The organism is Shewanella litorisediminis (genome assembly GCF_016834455.1).
GTDB lineage: Bacteria > Pseudomonadota > Gammaproteobacteria > Enterobacterales > Shewanellaceae > Shewanella > Shewanella litorisediminis.
This window is the reverse complement of record NZ_CP069213.1, coordinates 2,885,085-2,901,226: the sequence shown is the minus strand read 5'-3', so window position 1 is coordinate 2,901,226 and position 16,142 is coordinate 2,885,085. Positions and strand designations below refer to the sequence as shown.

The window sequence follows — 16,142 nt, the reverse complement described above, 5'->3', positions numbered from 1 at the left end:
GTGGAGATTGTGGTAGTTTCCAATATTGTTCGTGGTGAAACCGATAAAAGGAAATTATAACGATGAAAACAATAGGGAAAATTGCACCGCTCCTGCTCGCCCTCAGTACAGTATCTCCTCTGGTCTCGGCCGACGAGTTTTCTGATGTTTACCGCAGTTACCAACAGGCTTGGGAAAGTGGCAACAACATTGATGCGCGCAGTTTTGCCGAGAAGGCCTATGTGTTGGGTGAGGCGAAATTTGGCAAAGACAGTGTGGATTACGCCAATCTGGGCCTCAATCTGGCCAAGGCCCTCAGAAGCGACAAATCGGGTGATTTTGAGCTCAATCGTCAGCGTGCCACTGAGATTGCGACACTCAGCCTGGCGAGCTATGAAGCACGATTCGGCGAGAATGCCGCAGATCTGATTGAGCCTCTTATCGTGCTTGGTGATGTGACCGAAGACAGTAAAACCGCGAAGAACGCCTATCAGCGTGCGTTAAAGCTTGCCAAAGCGTCCGGCAAGGTGGATTTGTTGGCCCATACCCGCATGAACGCTTACAAGCGGCTGTCGAGAACTGAGTATTACACGTCAGCTGTTTATGGCTATATCCGAGATGCACATGAATATTTTGCTGAAAACCACCCCGCCAACAGTGCCGTGCGCCTTGAAGCGACGTATAGACTGGCCGGTGCTCATATGGGCAATGGTAAATACCAAAAAGCTGAGCCACTGTTTCTCGAAGTGATTGAGCAGTATAAAATACTCGACTATAGCCATCCCTATGCCCTGGGCGCCCACAGTCGTCTTGTTGAGCTGTATGAGCGCATGGGGAAATCTGATCTTTCCACTGAGCACTGCGTTGCCATTGGCAGCATGAAGCCCTGGGATGATAATCAAGAGCAGACGCCGCTGTTCCGTAAGAATCCTGAGTATCCGATGGAGCTTGTCAGACGAGGCAAGAGTGGCTGGGCTGAAATCAGCTTTACCGTAGATGAAATGGGTATGGTTCGCGACCCCAAAGTGCTGAACTCTGAAGGTGGCAAGGGTTTTGAAAGGGCCTCAATGGAGGCTCTCAGCGCCTGGCGTTATGCCCCCAAATTTGAAGATGGCAAGCCGGTGAAAGCCGAAAGCTCAGTCAGGCTGGACTTTCGGGTAGAGCGATAGCATCAATAAAAACGCCGCACAAATGCGGCGTTTTTGCTTTCAGCAGCGATGAGCGCTACACCAGATACAGGCTCAGGCTGCATGCGCCATGGGCACCCACTACCAAAGCCTGCTCAATGTCGGCGGTTTTGGAGGGGCCGGCAATAAATACCCCAAACCCCAGGGACGCATCCAATTTGCCAAGGCGGGTCATGGCCTCATGCATGTTGGCGACTATGGCATCTTTTTCCACGACCAGCAGCAGGTTTTCGCAGATGAAGGGAGCGATACGTTGATTCAGCGCCGTTTCTGCTACCCAGACGGCGCCGTTTTCGGCCACGGCGAACTCACCTTTTATCACGGCAAAGTCGACATCGGCGAGGTCGTGTGGGTCGTCGGCGCCCTTATGATTACCCGGTACTTCTTTCAGGTTCGATAGCACCTTGTTGCCGCCTGCCATCAGCTCTTCAACCCGGGCGTTCAACGCGTCAATACCACCTTCTTCCAAACGTCCGGCAACGGTGGCCAGGCTCTGGGCCAGATAGGCTTTCAGGTCAGTCGTTACCGGCGCTATGTCTATGGTTGGCATGGCCACAGGGTCCATGGCGGAGGATTTCAGGGCTTCGAGAATCGCTTGTTTGGACATCTTATTTCTCCCCCTTGGATTTCACCAACAGCTCGGGTCTGTTCTTTTTCACCCAGCCTTCAAAACTGGAGCCGGGCGCTGCAGGCAGTTCGCGGTATTTACCCCAGGCCCCGCTCATGGGTTTGAGCAGGCTGTGTGGCAGAATTTTCAGTGCAACACGGGCCGCTGCCATGCCGGTATCCAGCAGCAGAGGACTCGCCATAAAGCGGCCCACCAGTGGCATATAACCGGACTTGCCATAGGGCAAACTCTTGCGCTCGGCGTAGAGTCTGCGGCGGTGGAAGATGATTTTATCCAGCGGCACCTTGGTGGGGCAGACAAAGCTGCAGGAGCCACACAGGGTACAGGCCCAGGGGCTGGAATGGGTGCTATCTTCGTCGGCGCCCACGGCAATGCCGATGGGGCCCGGAATGGTATGGCCATAGCTGTAGCCGCCACTGCGACGGTAAACGGGACAGGTATTGAGGCAACCACCACAGCGGATACATTTGAGGGCTTCTCCCAGCAGCTTGTCGCGCATCATGGCGGTTCGGCCATTGTCCACTATGATGACGTGCATTTCGCCACCGGGTTTTGGGGTGCGGTACAGGCTGGAGTAGGTGGTGATGGGCTGACCGGTGGCGTTGCGGGCCAACATTCGCAGGAGCACGGCGGCGCTGTCGAGATCCGGCACGATTTTATCTATACCCATGGAGTGCAGCTGCAACTTGGGCAGGTTGGCACCCATGTCGGCGTTACCTTCATTGGTACAAACTATCACGGCTCCTTCACTGGCGACGGCCATGTTAACCCCTGTCATGGCGGCATCGGCGCTGAGGAATTGCTCACGCAGGTGTGCACGGGCGGCACGGGTCAGTCGGGTCGGGTCGCTTTCACCCTTTGGTGTACCGAGCTTTTCGTGGAAGAGTTCGCCCACTTCCTCTTTTTTCATGTGGATGGCGGGCACCACTATGTGGGAAGGCGGCTGATGATTGAGCTGAATAATTCGCTCACCCAGGTCCGTATCTATCACCTCTATGCCCTTTCCCTCGAGGAATGGGTTGAGGTGACACTCTTCGGTGAGCATGGATTTGGACTTCACCAGCTTTTTCACCCCATGGCGGGAGAGAATGTCGTGCACTATACGATTGTGCTCGGCGCCGTCTTTGGCCCAGTGCACCTGAACGCCCTGGGAGAGGCACTTGGCTTCGAAGGCTTCCAGGTAGCTTGGCAGTTCTCTTAAGGTATGGAGTTTTATTTGAGATCCGAGGGCTCGTAAGGTTTCCCAGTCCGGCAGGCTGGAGGCGGCTCTGTCGCGTTTTTCTCTGAGTACCCACAGGGCCTTGGAGTGCCAATCTACACGGCTTTCGTCGCGGCAAAAAATGTCGGCGGCTTTGGCATGGGTCTGAATGACTTTTTGCATGCGGTTTCCCCTGTTACAGAGCGTCGTTGAGAATTTGCGCCAGATGGCGGGTCTCGATGGGCAATTGTCTGCGGCGAATGGTACCGTCCAGGTGCATCAGGCAGCTGGGGTCAAAACCCACCACATAGTCGGCTCCGGTGTTGGCGTGGGCCTGGGCCTTGTCTTTGCCCATCTTGGCCGACACAGCGCCTTCATCGACACTGAAAGTACCGCCAAAACCGCAGCACTCATCCAGGCGTTCCGGGTAGCAAATCTCCACGCCGTCAATGCGTGACAGCAGGGCTTCCATCTTGTTGTAGCGGGGACCCATGTATTCACTTGGCGCCGCCAGATCCAACATGCGGATCCCGTGGCAGGACAGCTGCAGGCTGAGCTTTTTGGGAACAGGACGGTTAAATTGCGTCACAGGGGCCACGTCATGTAAAAACTCGGTCAGTTCATAAAGCTTGTCGATAACGGCCTGGGCCTCGGGGCTCTTGTCAAACTCGTGAAAGTTTTCCTTGGCCGCCACCAGGCAGGAGGCGGCCGGGCAGACAATGGCATCACACTCGACGCCCTTGAAGGCATTGAGTAGTTTCAGGGTGGTGTTCCTGGCTTCGTTAAAGCAACCAGAGTTGGTCATAGGCTGGCCGCAGCAGGTTTGACCCTGGGGGAAGATGACCTGATGGCCGAGTTTTTCCAGCAGCGAGAGCGTGGCAATGGCCACCTCGGGCATCATCTGGTTCACCAGGCAAGGCGTGAAGAGGGCTATTTTCATCGTTGATTGTCCCATGTGTGCCGACATGCAAAGAATAGTATGCCCAGAAGGCATACCTGTTATGGCATTTCACTATAGGCCTTAAACCCCTAATAAAATAGTGGTAATTCAGTAAATGCCATGATGCTTTTTTGCAAAAATGCAAATATTGCAACATCATGTTATTTAAATAAAAAGCCGTCATTTCTGACGGCTTTTTGTATTGGAGATGTGTCGGTTTACCGCTGTTTATCCGCGGCTGCATTCTTCCAGCAGATACACCAGATGACGGTAAGAAATACCACTGTGTTTCGACAGACCCACCTCGCACATACGGTTGGCATAGTAGCCCTCGGTGGCAGCGGCGGGCAGCAGCTTTTTGATGTTTCTCAGGGCTGACGCATTGATCTCGGGCTTATACAGGCCCTTTTCACCGGCATAGCCGCAACACTCGATACCGGCGGGTTTGTGTACTTCTTTGGCGCAGGTATCGGCAATGGCCTGCATCTTGGCTTCCACCTTGAGATGGCGGGCACTGCAACCCAGGTGCAAGGTGACCAGCGGCTTTTGGCGAATACTCAGCCGTGACAGGACCTCATCGTGCAGAAACTCCACCAGGTCGAGGATTTCAATGTCGGGATCGCCGCCCAGGGTACGCTTGGTGCAGGACAGGGCATCCACCACCACCTTGAGCTTGCCGTTTTCCGACTTGGCCTTGAGGGCCTCAATCAACTCCAGACGCTTGCCATCGGCATTTTTGAAATCCCCCTTGGATTCCCACATCTGGCCACAGCAGAGGCTGCGGGTATGTTCGGGGATCACCACGTTGTAGCCGGCACGCTCGAGCACCTGCACCACGACCTCCGGCAGTGGACGCTTGTCCTTGTCCAGGGGAGTGGGACCAAAGGTGCGTCCTCCACAGGCAGGGAAGTACACCAGGGTTTCCTGGCCAACCTTGTGGGGTGGCAGTTTGGGCAAGGCCCCACCTTTGGGGAAACTGGGATCCCAATAAGGCACTTCCTTGGACACCATGCGGCCCACCTTCATCAGCGCGGAGGTGACCTTGTCGCCGGTGAGTTTGTGAATAACGCCCAGGGTATCAAAGCCTGTGCTTATCACCTGATTTACCGCGCCAAAATGCTTGGCCTGGAAATCCAACACCTTTTGCTCTGTGGTGCTGATGTAAGGGGTTCTGAGTTTACGGACCAGCTGGCCCATGCTGTTATCCACCGGGCAGGCGATGGTACACAGCTGACAGGCGGCGCAGGTGTCCACCACGTCGTACTTGGCGGCATCCCGCATGCGGCTGGCGGCTTCCTCATCGCCACTGGACTCGAGGCGGCTGATTTCCCGCAGGGTAGCGATACGCTGCCTCGGGGTCAGGTTCAGTGCCGAGGTCGGGCAGGTCTTTTCACAGAATCCGCACTCAATACACTTGTCCACCAGGTCGTCTACCACGGGGCAGGGCTTGATGTTTTTCACATGGACAGTGGCATCGTCATTAAGGATCACGCCGGGGTTTAACAGGCCACTTGGGTCGAACAGCGCCTTAATCCGTTTCATCAGGGTGTAGGCTTCGCTGCCCCATTCCATTTCCACAAAGGGGGCGACGGCGCGGCCTGTACCATGCTCGGCCTTCATGGAGCCGTCGTACTTGTGGATCACCATCTCTGCCACCGCCTGCATAAAGCCGTGGAAGCGGTCGATGTCGCCCTGGCTGGCAAAGGTGGGGGTAATAATAAAGTGGAAGTTGCCCGCCAATGCATGGCCGTAAATCACGCCTTCGGGATATCCGTGCTCGTGGAACAGCGCAGTGAGATCCTTGGCGGCGGCGGCCAGATGCTGTACCTCAAAGGCCACATCTTCAATGATGACGGAGCTGCCCTTGGGACGCTCGCCACCGATGATGGGAAAAAGCCCGGAGCGCATCGCCCAGTACTTGCTGTACACGGCCGGATCGGTACTGAACACTATGGGGCGCTCGGTACGGATATGGGCAATCTTGCCAATGACGTCTTCGGTATAGGCCTTAAGGGTATCGGCATCTGAAGCGCGGGATTCAATCAGCAAGATGGCCGCGCCTTCCGGCAGGCTTGAGAGCCAGTCCGGCATGCCTTTTTTACCGGTTACGGCGCGAATGGATGCCCAATCCAGCAGCTCGGCTGCCGCCACACTCTTACCAATCAGGAAGGGAATGGCACTGGCCGCATCTTCCATGGAGTAAAACACCGCCATGGCCGATGCCTTAAAGCGTGCCTCATCCACAGTGTGATAGGTGACCTGCTCGACAAAGCCCAGGGTGCCTTCGCTACCGACCATCAGGTGATTGATGATGTCGAAGGGGCAGCTGAAATCCACCAGGGCATTGAGGCTGTAGCCTGTGGTGTTTTTGATGGCGTACTTTTTACGGATCCGCGCTGCCAGACTGTGGTTGGCTTTGACCATGGCGGCCAGGTTACTCAGGTCGCTCAGCAGGGCGCCATGGCTTTGCTCAAAGGCCTGCCTGGAGGCTTCAGAGCCCGTGTCCAGCACTGTGCCGTCTGCCAGCACCATGCGCAGTGAGTCTATGGTCTGATAGCTGTTTTGCGCGGTGCCGCAGCACATGCCGGAGGCGTTGTTATTGACAATGCCGCCTATCATGGCCGACGCCAGGGTTGCAGGGTCCGGCCCGATTTTCTTGTCCAGGGCCTTGAGCGCTGCGTTGGCATCGGCGCCAATCACGGCAGCGCCAAGGCTTACCTTGGTGCCATCGCTGCTGACTTCCAGCTTGCGAAAGCCATCATGGCCGAGCATCAACAAGATGCCCGGACCAATGGCCTGACCCGACAGACTGGTGCCGGCGGCGCGGAAGGTTACAGGGGCGCCATGCTCTCTGGCAATGGCCAGGGTTTGCTGCACCTCATCGAGGGAGTCGGCATGCACGACCACTTCGGGAACGATACGAAAATAGCTGGCGTCCGTTGACCAGGCGAAGCGCCTGACAGGATCGTCACTGACTGCTTGGGTGCCCAAACGGCTTTTGAGCGCCTCGATAATCGCGGTGTAATCGACAGACATAATTTGCTCTCTACACAGGTGACTCCGTTGGAGTCGTCAATCCTTTGGGCCTGCCAAAGTGGGCAGGCCCATTATAGTTTGAGTGGGATTAGAATCCCCCCCAAAGGGTTGCAATGGTGCCGGCAAGCAGGGCATATCCCAGCGCAACCGGCATGGTCTTGCGGATGATTTCTGACTCACGTCCGGCCATACCCACCACAGTGGCGGCGGCGACCACGTTCATGACGCACATCATGTTACCGGCGTTGGCCCCAATGCCTTGCAGCGCCAGGGTCAGTGCATGGTTGGCGCCAATGTTGTCGGCCACGCTGTACTGCAGGCCAGAGAACATCATGTTGGAGAAGGTGGCGCTACCGGACAGGAAAGCACCGAAGATCCCGACCACTGGCGCCATCCAGTTCCATACGGCGCCCATGGAGCCGGCGAGCATATCGGCCAGTGCCACAGGCATGGAGGCGAGTCCTGCCTCATTGGCGCCTGAGTTCAGGAAGATTTTCACCATGGGCACAGAGGCACCAAGGGAAATCACTGTTGGGATCATGGACTTGAGTGACACTGTCACAGAAGTACGCATGGCATCGGAACGCATTTTGAACAGCACAAATCCCAGCAGACACACCAGCACAAAGAAGGCGCCCGGTGCATAGAGGGTAGCAAAGCTGGCTTTCAGATCTGTGCCCAACAAGTGAGTCCAGCTGATGTTAAAGCTGCCAAGCCAGACTTTGAGGGGCGCTATGGTGCGGCTGGCAACCAGAAGGGCGGCCATCACCAGGTAGGGCGTCCAGGCTGCCAGCTGGCTGAAACGCACCTCTGTATGGGGCGCATCGTTGCCGTTCTCGGCGGTTTCTTCAAAATCGTGCCATGAGGTTTTGGGCAGCAGCCAGCCTTTGCGGGCAACAGGAATGACCATCGCCATACCGATGAGCGCACCAATCACTGACGGGAACTCCGGGCCGGCAACAAAGTTGATTACCCATGCAGGCACAGTAAAGGCGAGGCCGGCAAAGATGGCAAATTTCCAGATGGCGAAGCCTTCGGCAAAGGACTTGTTACGGCCGAAGAAGCCGGTGAGCACAGTGACCATCACCAGGGGGATAAGCGTGCCAGTCACAAGGTCGATGGTTATCATGTGCATGGCGATGTAGCGGGCATAGTCGCTGAAGTGGCCACCATGTTCGGCAATCTGGGCTGCCGCCATGCTGGTACCACCTTCAATCAGGCCTTGCTCCATCCCAAAGAGCACGGGAAGGCCGATGGCACCGAAAGACACACTGGCGGAGTCGGCAATCAGTGCCACCACGGCCGCGGCTACGGGTGGAATTCCCAGCAGCACCAACAGAGGCGCACCGATGGCGGCAGGGGTACCAAACCCTGCCGAGCCTTCAATAAAGGAACCGAACAGCCAGCAGATGATAATGACCTGCACCCGCGCATCGGCGCTGATATTGGTAAAACCGGCGCGAATGGTATCCATGGCGCCGGAATACTTGAGGGTGTTCAGCAAGAACACAGCCCCGAAGATGATGGACAGTGGCGTCAGGGCAGACAGCAGGCCCTCCACCACGGATGCGGCCAGCATTTGGGTATCCATTTGCCAGACAAGAATGGCGGCGAGCGCCGTGACCACCGCCGAAATGGGCATGGCCTTGGATGCTGGGAGCCGGAGCAATACCAGGAACAGCATGACGCTGATCACAGGTGACAGGCTGGCGAGAAGTTGAACGAATGTCATGGTTGCCTCTTCTTTGGTTGCGTGTTGTTGCCGACATCGCTGCCGGCCCATCGCCCTGATTATTGTTTTATGCGGCGATTTGTAAGGCTAAATAAACGTTGTTTGGCCAATTAAAAACTTGATACAGATCATTGGTAACAGCAAACCCCTGAGCAATATCAGGCATTGGGAGTTCGCTCCAGTCGTCTTTCGGCTGGAATGTGATCTTTGTTGGCTTTGTCTTGGCATCCTTTATCGCTTTCGGTAATAAGAAACTCGGAAGCTATCTATTTATGAGCAAAAAAGCCGGTTATGATGGTATAAACGTAAAAAACTGATCCCATTATTTCAGTCTTGTTGTTTAACTTGTCATAAATCAGACATTGCTAATGAGTTTTGGGTCACAAAATTTGGTAAGATCAATTAATCAAAAAACAACAGCGACCGTTAATCAACTGATATAGCTTGTTATTTTATTGTGCAGAAATAGGCGTGTGGCTGAGCAGCGCCACAGCCATGGGGCTGGGCAATACTGGCCAAATTCTTATTAATTTTCTGTTTTGAAACTGCGACTGGTTTTATTTCAGGGGCTAATCAGAAAAGTTTGCTGCCCCAACCCAGTTTGTTTCGCAATACGTGGAAGTAATTGTAGTTTTTCGGGTGGATGAGGCGCAGGCGTTCGCTGCTTTGGCGAATAAAAATTTCATCACCGGGCAGTACCGCCAGGGTCACGTGGCCATCGCAGCTTACTTCGAGGTTTTCACCGTTTTCCGGTGAGACCACCAGTTTGATGGTGGAGTTGGCATCCACCACTATCGGGCGGCAGGAGAGGGTGTGAGGAAACATGGGCACCAGGATCAGCGCCTGAAGGTTGGGCGTCAAAATGGCGCCGCCCGCTGACAGCGAGTAGGCCGTTGAGCCTGTGGGGGTAGAGACTATCATGCCGTCGGCACGCTGCGAGTACATAAACTGATTATCGATATAGACTTCGTACTCAATCATGTGGGCTATTTTACCGGGGTGCAATACGGCCTCGTTTACGGCGGTGTTGCTGGCCTTGATGCTGCCATGGCGGTGCACTTCGGCTTCCAGCAGAAATCTGTGCTCAGTGATGAACTCGCCGTCAAGCACGGCCGCAAGGCTTTCTTCAAAGCCGTCGGGGGGCAGGTCGGTTAAAAATCCGAGGTTGCCGCGGTTAACTCCAATCACGCCCACATCGAAGCGGGCCAGCACCCGGGCGGCGCCCAGCATATTGCCATCACCACCTACTACAATGGCTAAATCACAGCGATTGCCGATGGCCAACAAATCGACCGCTTCTACCTTGGCGCCCAGCTCGCCGGCGACCCGCTCTTCCACAAGTACTTCATAGCCCTGGCTGCCAAGCCAGTGATGTAAACGCTTAAGCGTCAGGTTGGTCCCGTTGTGGTGGGGTTTGCCAATCAGGCCAATCGTGTGGAAATGGGATGTCATATCGGGGAAACTGCGCCTTCAAGGCCTTGAAACGCCAGAATTGATCCCCATAATATGCCCTGTGTATGCAGAAACAAAGCATTTTTAGCTTGGAGTAGAGATGAGCAACGAATCGACCAACCCCCAACAAGAGCCCCTGGAACAGGTACAGGACACCGAAGTCGTCGCTGATGAGGCGGCGCTGGTAGATGAGCTGACCCAGGCAAACTTCCGTATCGAGGAGTTGGAGCAGGCTCTGGCCGCTGCCGAAGCCAAGGTGGAAGAGCAAAAGGACTCTGTTGTCCGTGCCGCCGCCGAAGTGGATAACATCCGTCGCCGCGCCGCCATGGATGTGGAAAAGGCCAACAAGTTTGCCCTCGAAAAATTTGCCAACGAGCTGTTGCCGGTTATGGATAACATGGAGCGCGCTCTGGCGGGCACCAACGCCGAAGACGAGGCAACCAAGGCCATGTACGAAGGTGTGTCCCTGACCATGAAGACCCTGGTCAATGCCGTGGAAAAATTCGGTGTGAAGGTGGTGGACCCCATCGGCCAGCCTTTCAACCCTGAGCAGCACCAGGCCATTGGCATGCAGCCAAACCCTGAAGTGCCAGCCAACCATGTGATGGTAGTTCTGCAAAAGGGCTATGAGCTCAATGGCCGTTTGCTGCGTCCTGCCATGGTGATGGTATCCCAGGGCGGCGGTGTAGACACTCAGGCCTGATTAACTGTCAGAAAACAAAAAGGACTGCCCAGGCAGTCCTTTTTTATGGTCGTTACTTGAGATCAGCTTTCGATAAAGGCGCGAATTTGCCCCTCGATACCGTCAGCGTCCAGGCCCAGCTCGCTCAGGATCTCCTCCGGGCCACCGTGCTTGATAAATTCATCGGGTATACCGATTTGCAGCAGGGGCTTCAGGCGGTTCTTGCTTGCAAGGAACTCAAGCACACCTGAGCCCGCGCCGCCCATGATGGCGTTTTCTTCCACGGTCACCAGCACATCGTGGCTGGCGGCAAGCTCAAGTAGCAAGGCTTCATCCAGTGGCTTTACAAAGCGCATGTCGGCCACTGTGGCATTGAGAGACTCGGCTGCTGTCAAAGCGGCGGCCAGGGTGGTGCCAAAGTTCAGGATGGCTATCTTCTCGCCCTGACGACGCACTACCCCTTTGCCGATGGGCAGGGCAGTCATCTCTTCAATCTGCTCGGCACCTGTGGCGCTGCCCCTTGGGTAACGCACGGCACTTGGGCCTTCGCTATAGCAGTAGCCTGTGTAGAACATCTGGCGGCATTCGTTTTCATCGCTTGGCGCCATGATCACCATATTGGGAATGCAGCGCATGTAGCTTAAGTCGAATGCACCCTGATGGGTGGCACCATCGGCACCGACAATGCCACCGCGGTCGATGGCAAAGAGCACCGGCAGGCGTTGCAAGGCCACATCGTGGATGAGCTGGTCGTAACCGCGCTGCAGGAAGCTGGAGTAGATGGCCACCACGGCTTTGTAGCCTTCACAGGCAAAACCGGCGCCCAATGTTACGGCATGCTGCTCGGCGATGGCCGCATCGAAATACTGCTGTGGGAAGCGCTGTGAAAATTCCACCATGCCAGAGCCTTCACGCATGGCCGGGGTAATGGCGAGTACTTTCTCGTCCTTGGCGGCGATGTCGCACAGCCACTTGCCGAACACCTGGGAGAAGGTGGGTAAACCCGGCTTGGTCGCCGGCTTACGGAATTGGGTGGGGTCGAACTTGGGCACTGCGTGCCAGCCGATTGGGTCTTTCTCGGCGGGTTCATACCCTTTACCCTTTTTGGTCATGATATGCAGGAACTGCGGGCCTTTGAGGTCACGCATGTTACTCAGGGTTTCCACCAGTCCATTAACATCATGGCCGTCGATAGGGCCGATGTAGTTAAAGCCAAGCTCTTCGAACAGGGTACCAGGTACTACCATACCCTTGAGGTGCTCTTCGGTACGCTTGGCCATTTCCTTAATGACAGGCATGCCCTTGAGTACCTTCTTGCCACCTTCGCGAATGGTGGTGTAGAGGCGCCCGGACATGAGTTTGGCCAGATGGTTATTGAGTGCGCCGACATTTTCAGAGATAGACATCTCATTGTCATTGAGCACCACTAGCATGTCTTTGTGCAGGTCGCCTGCGTGGTTCAAGGCCTCGAAGGCCATGCCACCGGTAATGGCGCCGTCACCAATTACGGCAACCACTTTGCGGCCCATGGCTTCTTTCTCGGCGGTGACCGCCATGCCAAGCGCAGCAGAAATAGAGGTGCTGGAGTGGCCTACACTGAAGGTGTCGTACGGACTCTCTTCACGCCATGGGAAGGGGTGAAGGCCATTCTTCTGGCGAATGGTGTGCATCTTGTCACGGCGACCTGTGAGTATTTTATGGGGATAGGCCTGATGGCCCACGTCCCAAATCAGTCGGTCGAAGGGAGTGTTGTACACATAATGCAGCGCAACGGTCAGTTCGACCGTGCCGAGGCCAGAGGCGAAATGACCACTGGAGATGCCCACAGAGGTCAGCAAAAACTGCCTGAGTTCATCTGAAAGCTGTTTCAATGCCGACTGAGGCAGCTGTCGCAGCTCTTCCGGGGTGCTCGCCAGGGCAAGCAATGGATAATTCGAAATGTCCAAACTCATAGCGAGATTCTTTTCTTTCTTATACTCGTCGCGCGACGATATAACGGGCAAAGTCTGCAAGTAGCTGACTATTGTATGGCATTTTAGCCAGCGCTGATAGTGCGTCGGCTACCAGTGCATCGGCAGTTTGCCGGGCGCCATCGAGGCCCAGCAACTTAGGATACGTGCTCTTGTTGGCATCCAGATCAGATCCCTGGGGCTTACCGATTTCTTCAGTGGTGGCCGTGATATCCAGAATGTCGTCCTGAACCTGAAACGCCAGGCCAATGGCATCGGCATAGGCACGAAGCGCGGCGGTGTCGGCGTCGGAGGCATCGGCGGCAATCAGCGCCAGCTCCACGGCGGCCCGAATAAGGGCACCGGTTTTCAGGTTGTGCAGCCGGGTCAGCTCTTCGAGACTGATGCTCTTGCCTTCACCGGCAAGATCCAGTGCCTGCCCGCCACACATACCCAGATATCCTGACGCCTTTGCCAGGGCCGCAATCATGGCGACCTGTGCTTTAGGGGCAAGCCCTGCGTCGGCTTCACTGATGATTTCAAAGGCCAGGGTTTGCAGCGCGTCACCAGCAAGGATTGCCGTGGCTTCATCGAAGGCAATGTGCACCGTAGGCTTGCCACGGCGCAGGTTGTCGTCATCCATGGCGGGCAAATCATCATGGATAAGGGAATAGGCGTGAACACATTCAACGGCGGCGGCGAGTCGGTCCAGCTTGGCTTTATCCACCCCGAGTAATTCACCCACGGCGTAAACAAGGAAGGGGCGAATGCGCTTGCCACCGATAAGGGCTCCATGGCGCATGGCGGCCTTCAAGGCAGGGGCGGTTTGAGGCAGTGCATCTATATGTGCGGCAAGGACAGCGTCGACCCGGGACTGGCAGTCGGCGAGGGCAAGTTTGAGCATTATTCTCCCTCGGGTAAAAAGTCGTCGAGTGGGGCATCCGGGGCCTGGGTCAGCAAGATGGCCACTTTTTGTTGGGCCTGCTCCAGTTTGGCCTGACTGGCTCTTACCAGTCCAATACCCCGCTCGAATTGTTTCAACGCATCGTCCAATGAGACGTCGCCCTGTTCCAATTCAGTGACTATGCGTTCCAGCTCTGCCAAAGACGCTTCAAAACTCAAATTTTCCGGTTTTTTGGCCACGGTATTTTTTCCTGCTGTGTCGGCGTGCACAAGGTATCTCAGGAGGCTGACAGGGTCAAATTATGCGGGGGAATATTTGCCGTGGAGCACGCTTTGTTGCTGAATTTTTGTTAGAAAAAATAAATTGGCGCTAAACTTGCCGAAGCGCTGTCCGATAACTGAGAATAGCGACAGGGTCTTGAACGTTCCTACTTCGTTATACGTTTTGGGAATAATACCTGAGAGTGACCCTGGATTTTTGGCTTGCCGTTGGTTTCCTTTGCCTTCGGTTCTCATGACTGCGTAATTAAGGAGCATCTGTGGATTTAGCAACCCTCATTGGTCTGTTGGGCGCTTTTGCCTTTGTGCTGATGGCGATGGTGACCGGCGGCGGTCTGGCCATCTTTGTGGATGTTCCTTCCGTATTTATCGTATTTGGTGGTTCCCTGTTTGTGGTGATGATGAAATTCAACCTCAAGCAATTTTTCGGGGCAGTAAAAATAGCCGCCAAGGCATTCATGTTCAAAATCGACAAGCCGGAAGAGTTGATTGAGCAGTCCGTTGCCATGGCCGATGCGGCCCGTAAAGGGGGCTTTCTGGCACTGGAAGAGGCACAAATTTCCAACAGTTTTATGCAAAAAGCTGTCGACATGCTGGTGGATGGTCACGATGGCGACGTGGTGCGCGAAGCGTTGGAAAAAGACATTGCCCTCACCGAAGAGCGACACAGAACCGGCATAGGTATCTTCAGGGCCTTTGGTGATGTCGCCCCGGCGATGGGGATGATAGGTACGTTGATTGGTCTTGTGGCCATGCTCTCCAACATGGATGACCCCAAGTCCATTGGTCCCGCCATGGCGGTGGCCCTGTTGACCACACTTTATGGTGCCATGTTGGCCAACATGGTGGCCATTCCGGTTGCCGACAAGCTGTCGCTACGTATGAGTGAAGAAATGCTTAACCGCAACCTTATCATGGACGCGGTACTGGCGATTCAGGATGGTCAAAACCCAAGGGTGATTGAAGGCTTCCTGAAAAACTATCTGGCGGAAAAGGTCCGCAAGATAGATACCACGGACGGGGAATAGCACCATGGCAAAGGCCAAGTGCAATTGCCCCCCACCGGGCGCGCCCCTGTGGCTTGCCACCTTTGCCGACCTGATGTCACTCTTGATGTGTTTCTTCGTGCTGCTGCTGGCGTTTTCCGAAATGGACGTCATGAAATTCAAGCAGATAGCCGGTTCCATGAAGTATGCATTCGGGGTGCAGAATAAGGTTGAGGTAAAAGATATTCCCAAGGGTACCTCGGTGATTGCCCTGGAATTTCGCCCGGGCAAACCCGAGCCCACCCCCATTGAAATCATCAACCAGCAAACCAATGAGATGACCGAACCCATCCTCGATTTCCAGGAAGGGGAGAGTGAGAGTGCTGGCGGCGTGCAGCAGCAACAGGGCTCCCAACGTGGTGGTGAAGCCGCGTCCACCGCACAGGAAACTGCTGAAAATACCCAGAGTGATTCCTCTTCATCCCAGGAGCTTATCAATCAGCAGGTGAAGAAAATGGCTGAGCAGCTCAACGAGGAAATTGTTGATGGCGCCATTGAAATTGAATCCCTGGGTCAGCAAATCATTATTCGTATCCGCGAGAAAGGCGCATTTGGTTCTGGCTCGGGATTCCTGCAACCCAGATTCAGACCCGTCATCCAGGCCGTGGGTGAGCTGTTAAAGGATGTCCCCGGCATCATTACCGTATCCGGTTACACCGATGACATGCAAATCAGCAACGAGCTGTACAGCTCAAACTGGGATCTCTCCAGTAAGCGCGCTGTGTCGGTTGCCCACGAGTTGGTAAAGGTAAAAGGCTTTGACCCATCCCGGATGAAGGTAGTGGGCATGGGTTCCAATAATCCCTTGGTGCCCAATGAGTCCGCCGAAAATCGCGCCAGAAACCGCCGGGTTGAGATTGCCATCGAGCAAGGCAAGCCCAAAGAATCCGATGAGATACAGGTTGGCACCGATAGCGGTAATTAACGTTCGCCTTTAAGGCCCGGCCACTGCGCCGGGCTTTTTATTTGTGCCTCTGTCTTGCCTTGAGGTGCCTTTTTGATGGCGGCCGTTGATGCCGGGCGCCATAGTCACTCTATCCAGGCGGGCAACTCAGGTGACAGTAGCAGCTGCCACTGCCCCTCTGGGCTGCTTTTTGATATACTCCCGCGATTATCTTTTAGTTCGAACTT

At 55.2% G+C, this 16,142-nt stretch carries 13 protein-coding genes; 4 read left to right on the top strand and 9 right to left on the bottom strand.

Features of this window, described 5'->3' with window-relative positions; genetic code table 11:
- Positions 1-62 precede the first annotated feature (62 nt).
- Complete coding sequence (locus tag JQC75_RS12680; protein ID WP_203324443.1) at positions 63-1,148, top strand: TonB family protein; 1,086 nt, start codon at positions 63-65, stop codon at positions 1,146-1,148.
- 55 nt (positions 1,149-1,203) lie between these two features.
- Here the strand turns inward: JQC75_RS12680 and JQC75_RS12675 are convergent, their stop codons facing one another.
- From JQC75_RS12675 to nadK, 6 genes are all read right to left on the bottom strand, one after another.
- On the bottom strand, positions 1,204-1,773 hold the full coding sequence (locus JQC75_RS12675; protein WP_203324442.1) for a LutC/YkgG family protein: 570 nt from the start codon (positions 1,771-1,773) through the stop codon (positions 1,204-1,206).
- Position 1,774: 1 nt separating this feature from the next.
- A complete protein-coding gene (locus JQC75_RS12670) occupies positions 1,775-3,175 on the bottom strand; it encodes a lactate utilization protein B (protein ID WP_203324441.1) in 1,401 nt (466 codons plus the stop codon).
- 13 nt (positions 3,176-3,188) lie between these two features.
- A complete protein-coding gene (locus JQC75_RS12665) occupies positions 3,189-3,932 on the bottom strand; it encodes a (Fe-S)-binding protein (protein WP_203324440.1) in 744 nt (247 codons plus the stop codon).
- Between the two features lie 228 nt (positions 3,933-4,160).
- Positions 4,161-6,968, bottom strand: coding sequence for an FAD-binding and (Fe-S)-binding domain-containing protein (locus JQC75_RS12660; RefSeq protein ID WP_203324439.1), 2,808 nt, complete (start codon positions 6,966-6,968; stop codon positions 4,161-4,163).
- A gap of 88 nt (positions 6,969-7,056) precedes the next feature.
- Positions 7,057-8,700 (bottom strand): L-lactate permease, encoded by a 1,644-nt coding sequence (locus JQC75_RS12655; protein ID WP_203324438.1) that lies wholly within the window; start codon positions 8,698-8,700, stop codon positions 7,057-7,059.
- 573 nt (positions 8,701-9,273) lie between these two features.
- Complete coding sequence (gene nadK, locus JQC75_RS12650; RefSeq protein ID WP_203324437.1) at positions 9,274-10,152, bottom strand: NAD(+) kinase; 879 nt, start codon at positions 10,150-10,152, stop codon at positions 9,274-9,276.
- A gap of 100 nt (positions 10,153-10,252) precedes the next feature.
- On the opposite strand from nadK, the gene grpE reads away from it, so the two are divergent.
- Positions 10,253-10,855, top strand: coding sequence for a nucleotide exchange factor GrpE (grpE, locus tag JQC75_RS12645; RefSeq protein WP_203324436.1), 603 nt, complete (start codon positions 10,253-10,255; stop codon positions 10,853-10,855).
- A gap of 62 nt (positions 10,856-10,917) precedes the next feature.
- Here the strand turns inward: grpE and dxs are convergent, their stop codons facing one another.
- Genes dxs through xseB form a run of 3 tightly spaced genes read right to left on the bottom strand, consistent with a single transcriptional unit; the run spans position 10,918 to position 13,926 of the window.
- Entirely contained in the window at positions 10,918-12,786 is a 1,869-nt protein-coding gene (dxs, locus tag JQC75_RS12640) for a 1-deoxy-D-xylulose-5-phosphate synthase (protein ID WP_203324435.1), read from the bottom strand.
- A gap of 19 nt (positions 12,787-12,805) precedes the next feature.
- Positions 12,806-13,687, bottom strand: coding sequence for a (2E,6E)-farnesyl diphosphate synthase (gene ispA, locus JQC75_RS12635; protein ID WP_203324434.1), 882 nt, complete (start codon positions 13,685-13,687; stop codon positions 12,806-12,808).
- Positions 13,687-13,926 carry an exodeoxyribonuclease VII small subunit gene (gene xseB, locus JQC75_RS12630; RefSeq protein WP_203324433.1) on the bottom strand — a complete coding sequence of 80 codons (240 nt, stop codon included), beginning with the start codon at positions 13,924-13,926 and terminating at the stop codon, positions 13,687-13,689. Before xseB ends, ispA begins: the two co-directional genes overlap by 1 nt.
- Positions 13,927-14,225: 299 nt before the next feature.
- Between xseB and pomA the strand changes: the two genes are divergently transcribed.
- Positions 14,226-14,993 (top strand): flagellar motor protein PomA, encoded by a 768-nt coding sequence (pomA, locus tag JQC75_RS12625; protein ID WP_203324432.1) that lies wholly within the window; start codon positions 14,226-14,228, stop codon positions 14,991-14,993.
- A gap of 4 nt (positions 14,994-14,997) precedes the next feature.
- A complete protein-coding gene (locus tag JQC75_RS12620) occupies positions 14,998-15,936 on the top strand; it encodes a flagellar motor protein MotB (protein WP_203324431.1) in 939 nt (312 codons plus the stop codon).
- Positions 15,937-16,142 lie beyond the last annotated feature (206 nt).

Bases quoted from the DNA above. Each gene is read 5' to 3' on its own strand.
- JQC75_RS12660 (WP_203324439.1), bottom strand. From the start codon at position 6,968: ATGTCTGTCGATTACACCGCGATTATCGAGGCGCTCAAAAGCCGTTTG.
- JQC75_RS12620 (WP_203324431.1), top strand. From the start codon at position 14,998: ATGGCAAAGGCCAAGTGCAATTGCCCCCCACCGGGCGCGCCCCTGTGG.
- JQC75_RS12655 (WP_203324438.1), bottom strand. From the start codon at position 8,700: ATGACATTCGTTCAACTTCTCGCCAGCCTGTCACCTGTGATCAGCGTC.
- JQC75_RS12680 (WP_203324443.1), top strand. From the start codon at position 63: ATGAAAACAATAGGGAAAATTGCACCGCTCCTGCTCGCCCTCAGTACA.
- dxs (WP_203324435.1), bottom strand. From the start codon at position 12,786: ATGAGTTTGGACATTTCGAATTATCCATTGCTTGCCCTGGCGAGCACC.
- ispA (WP_203324434.1), bottom strand. From the start codon at position 13,687: ATGCTCAAACTTGCCCTCGCCGACTGCCAGTCCCGGGTCGACGCTGTC.
- JQC75_RS12675 (WP_203324442.1), bottom strand. From the start codon at position 1,773: ATGTCCAAACAAGCGATTCTCGAAGCCCTGAAATCCTCCGCCATGGAC.
- nadK (WP_203324437.1), bottom strand. From the start codon at position 10,152: ATGACATCCCATTTCCACACGATTGGCCTGATTGGCAAACCCCACCAC.
- JQC75_RS12670 (WP_203324441.1), bottom strand. From the start codon at position 3,175: ATGCAAAAAGTCATTCAGACCCATGCCAAAGCCGCCGACATTTTTTGC.
- JQC75_RS12665 (WP_203324440.1), bottom strand. From the start codon at position 3,932: ATGAAAATAGCCCTCTTCACGCCTTGCCTGGTGAACCAGATGATGCCC.
- grpE (WP_203324436.1), top strand. From the start codon at position 10,253: ATGAGCAACGAATCGACCAACCCCCAACAAGAGCCCCTGGAACAGGTA.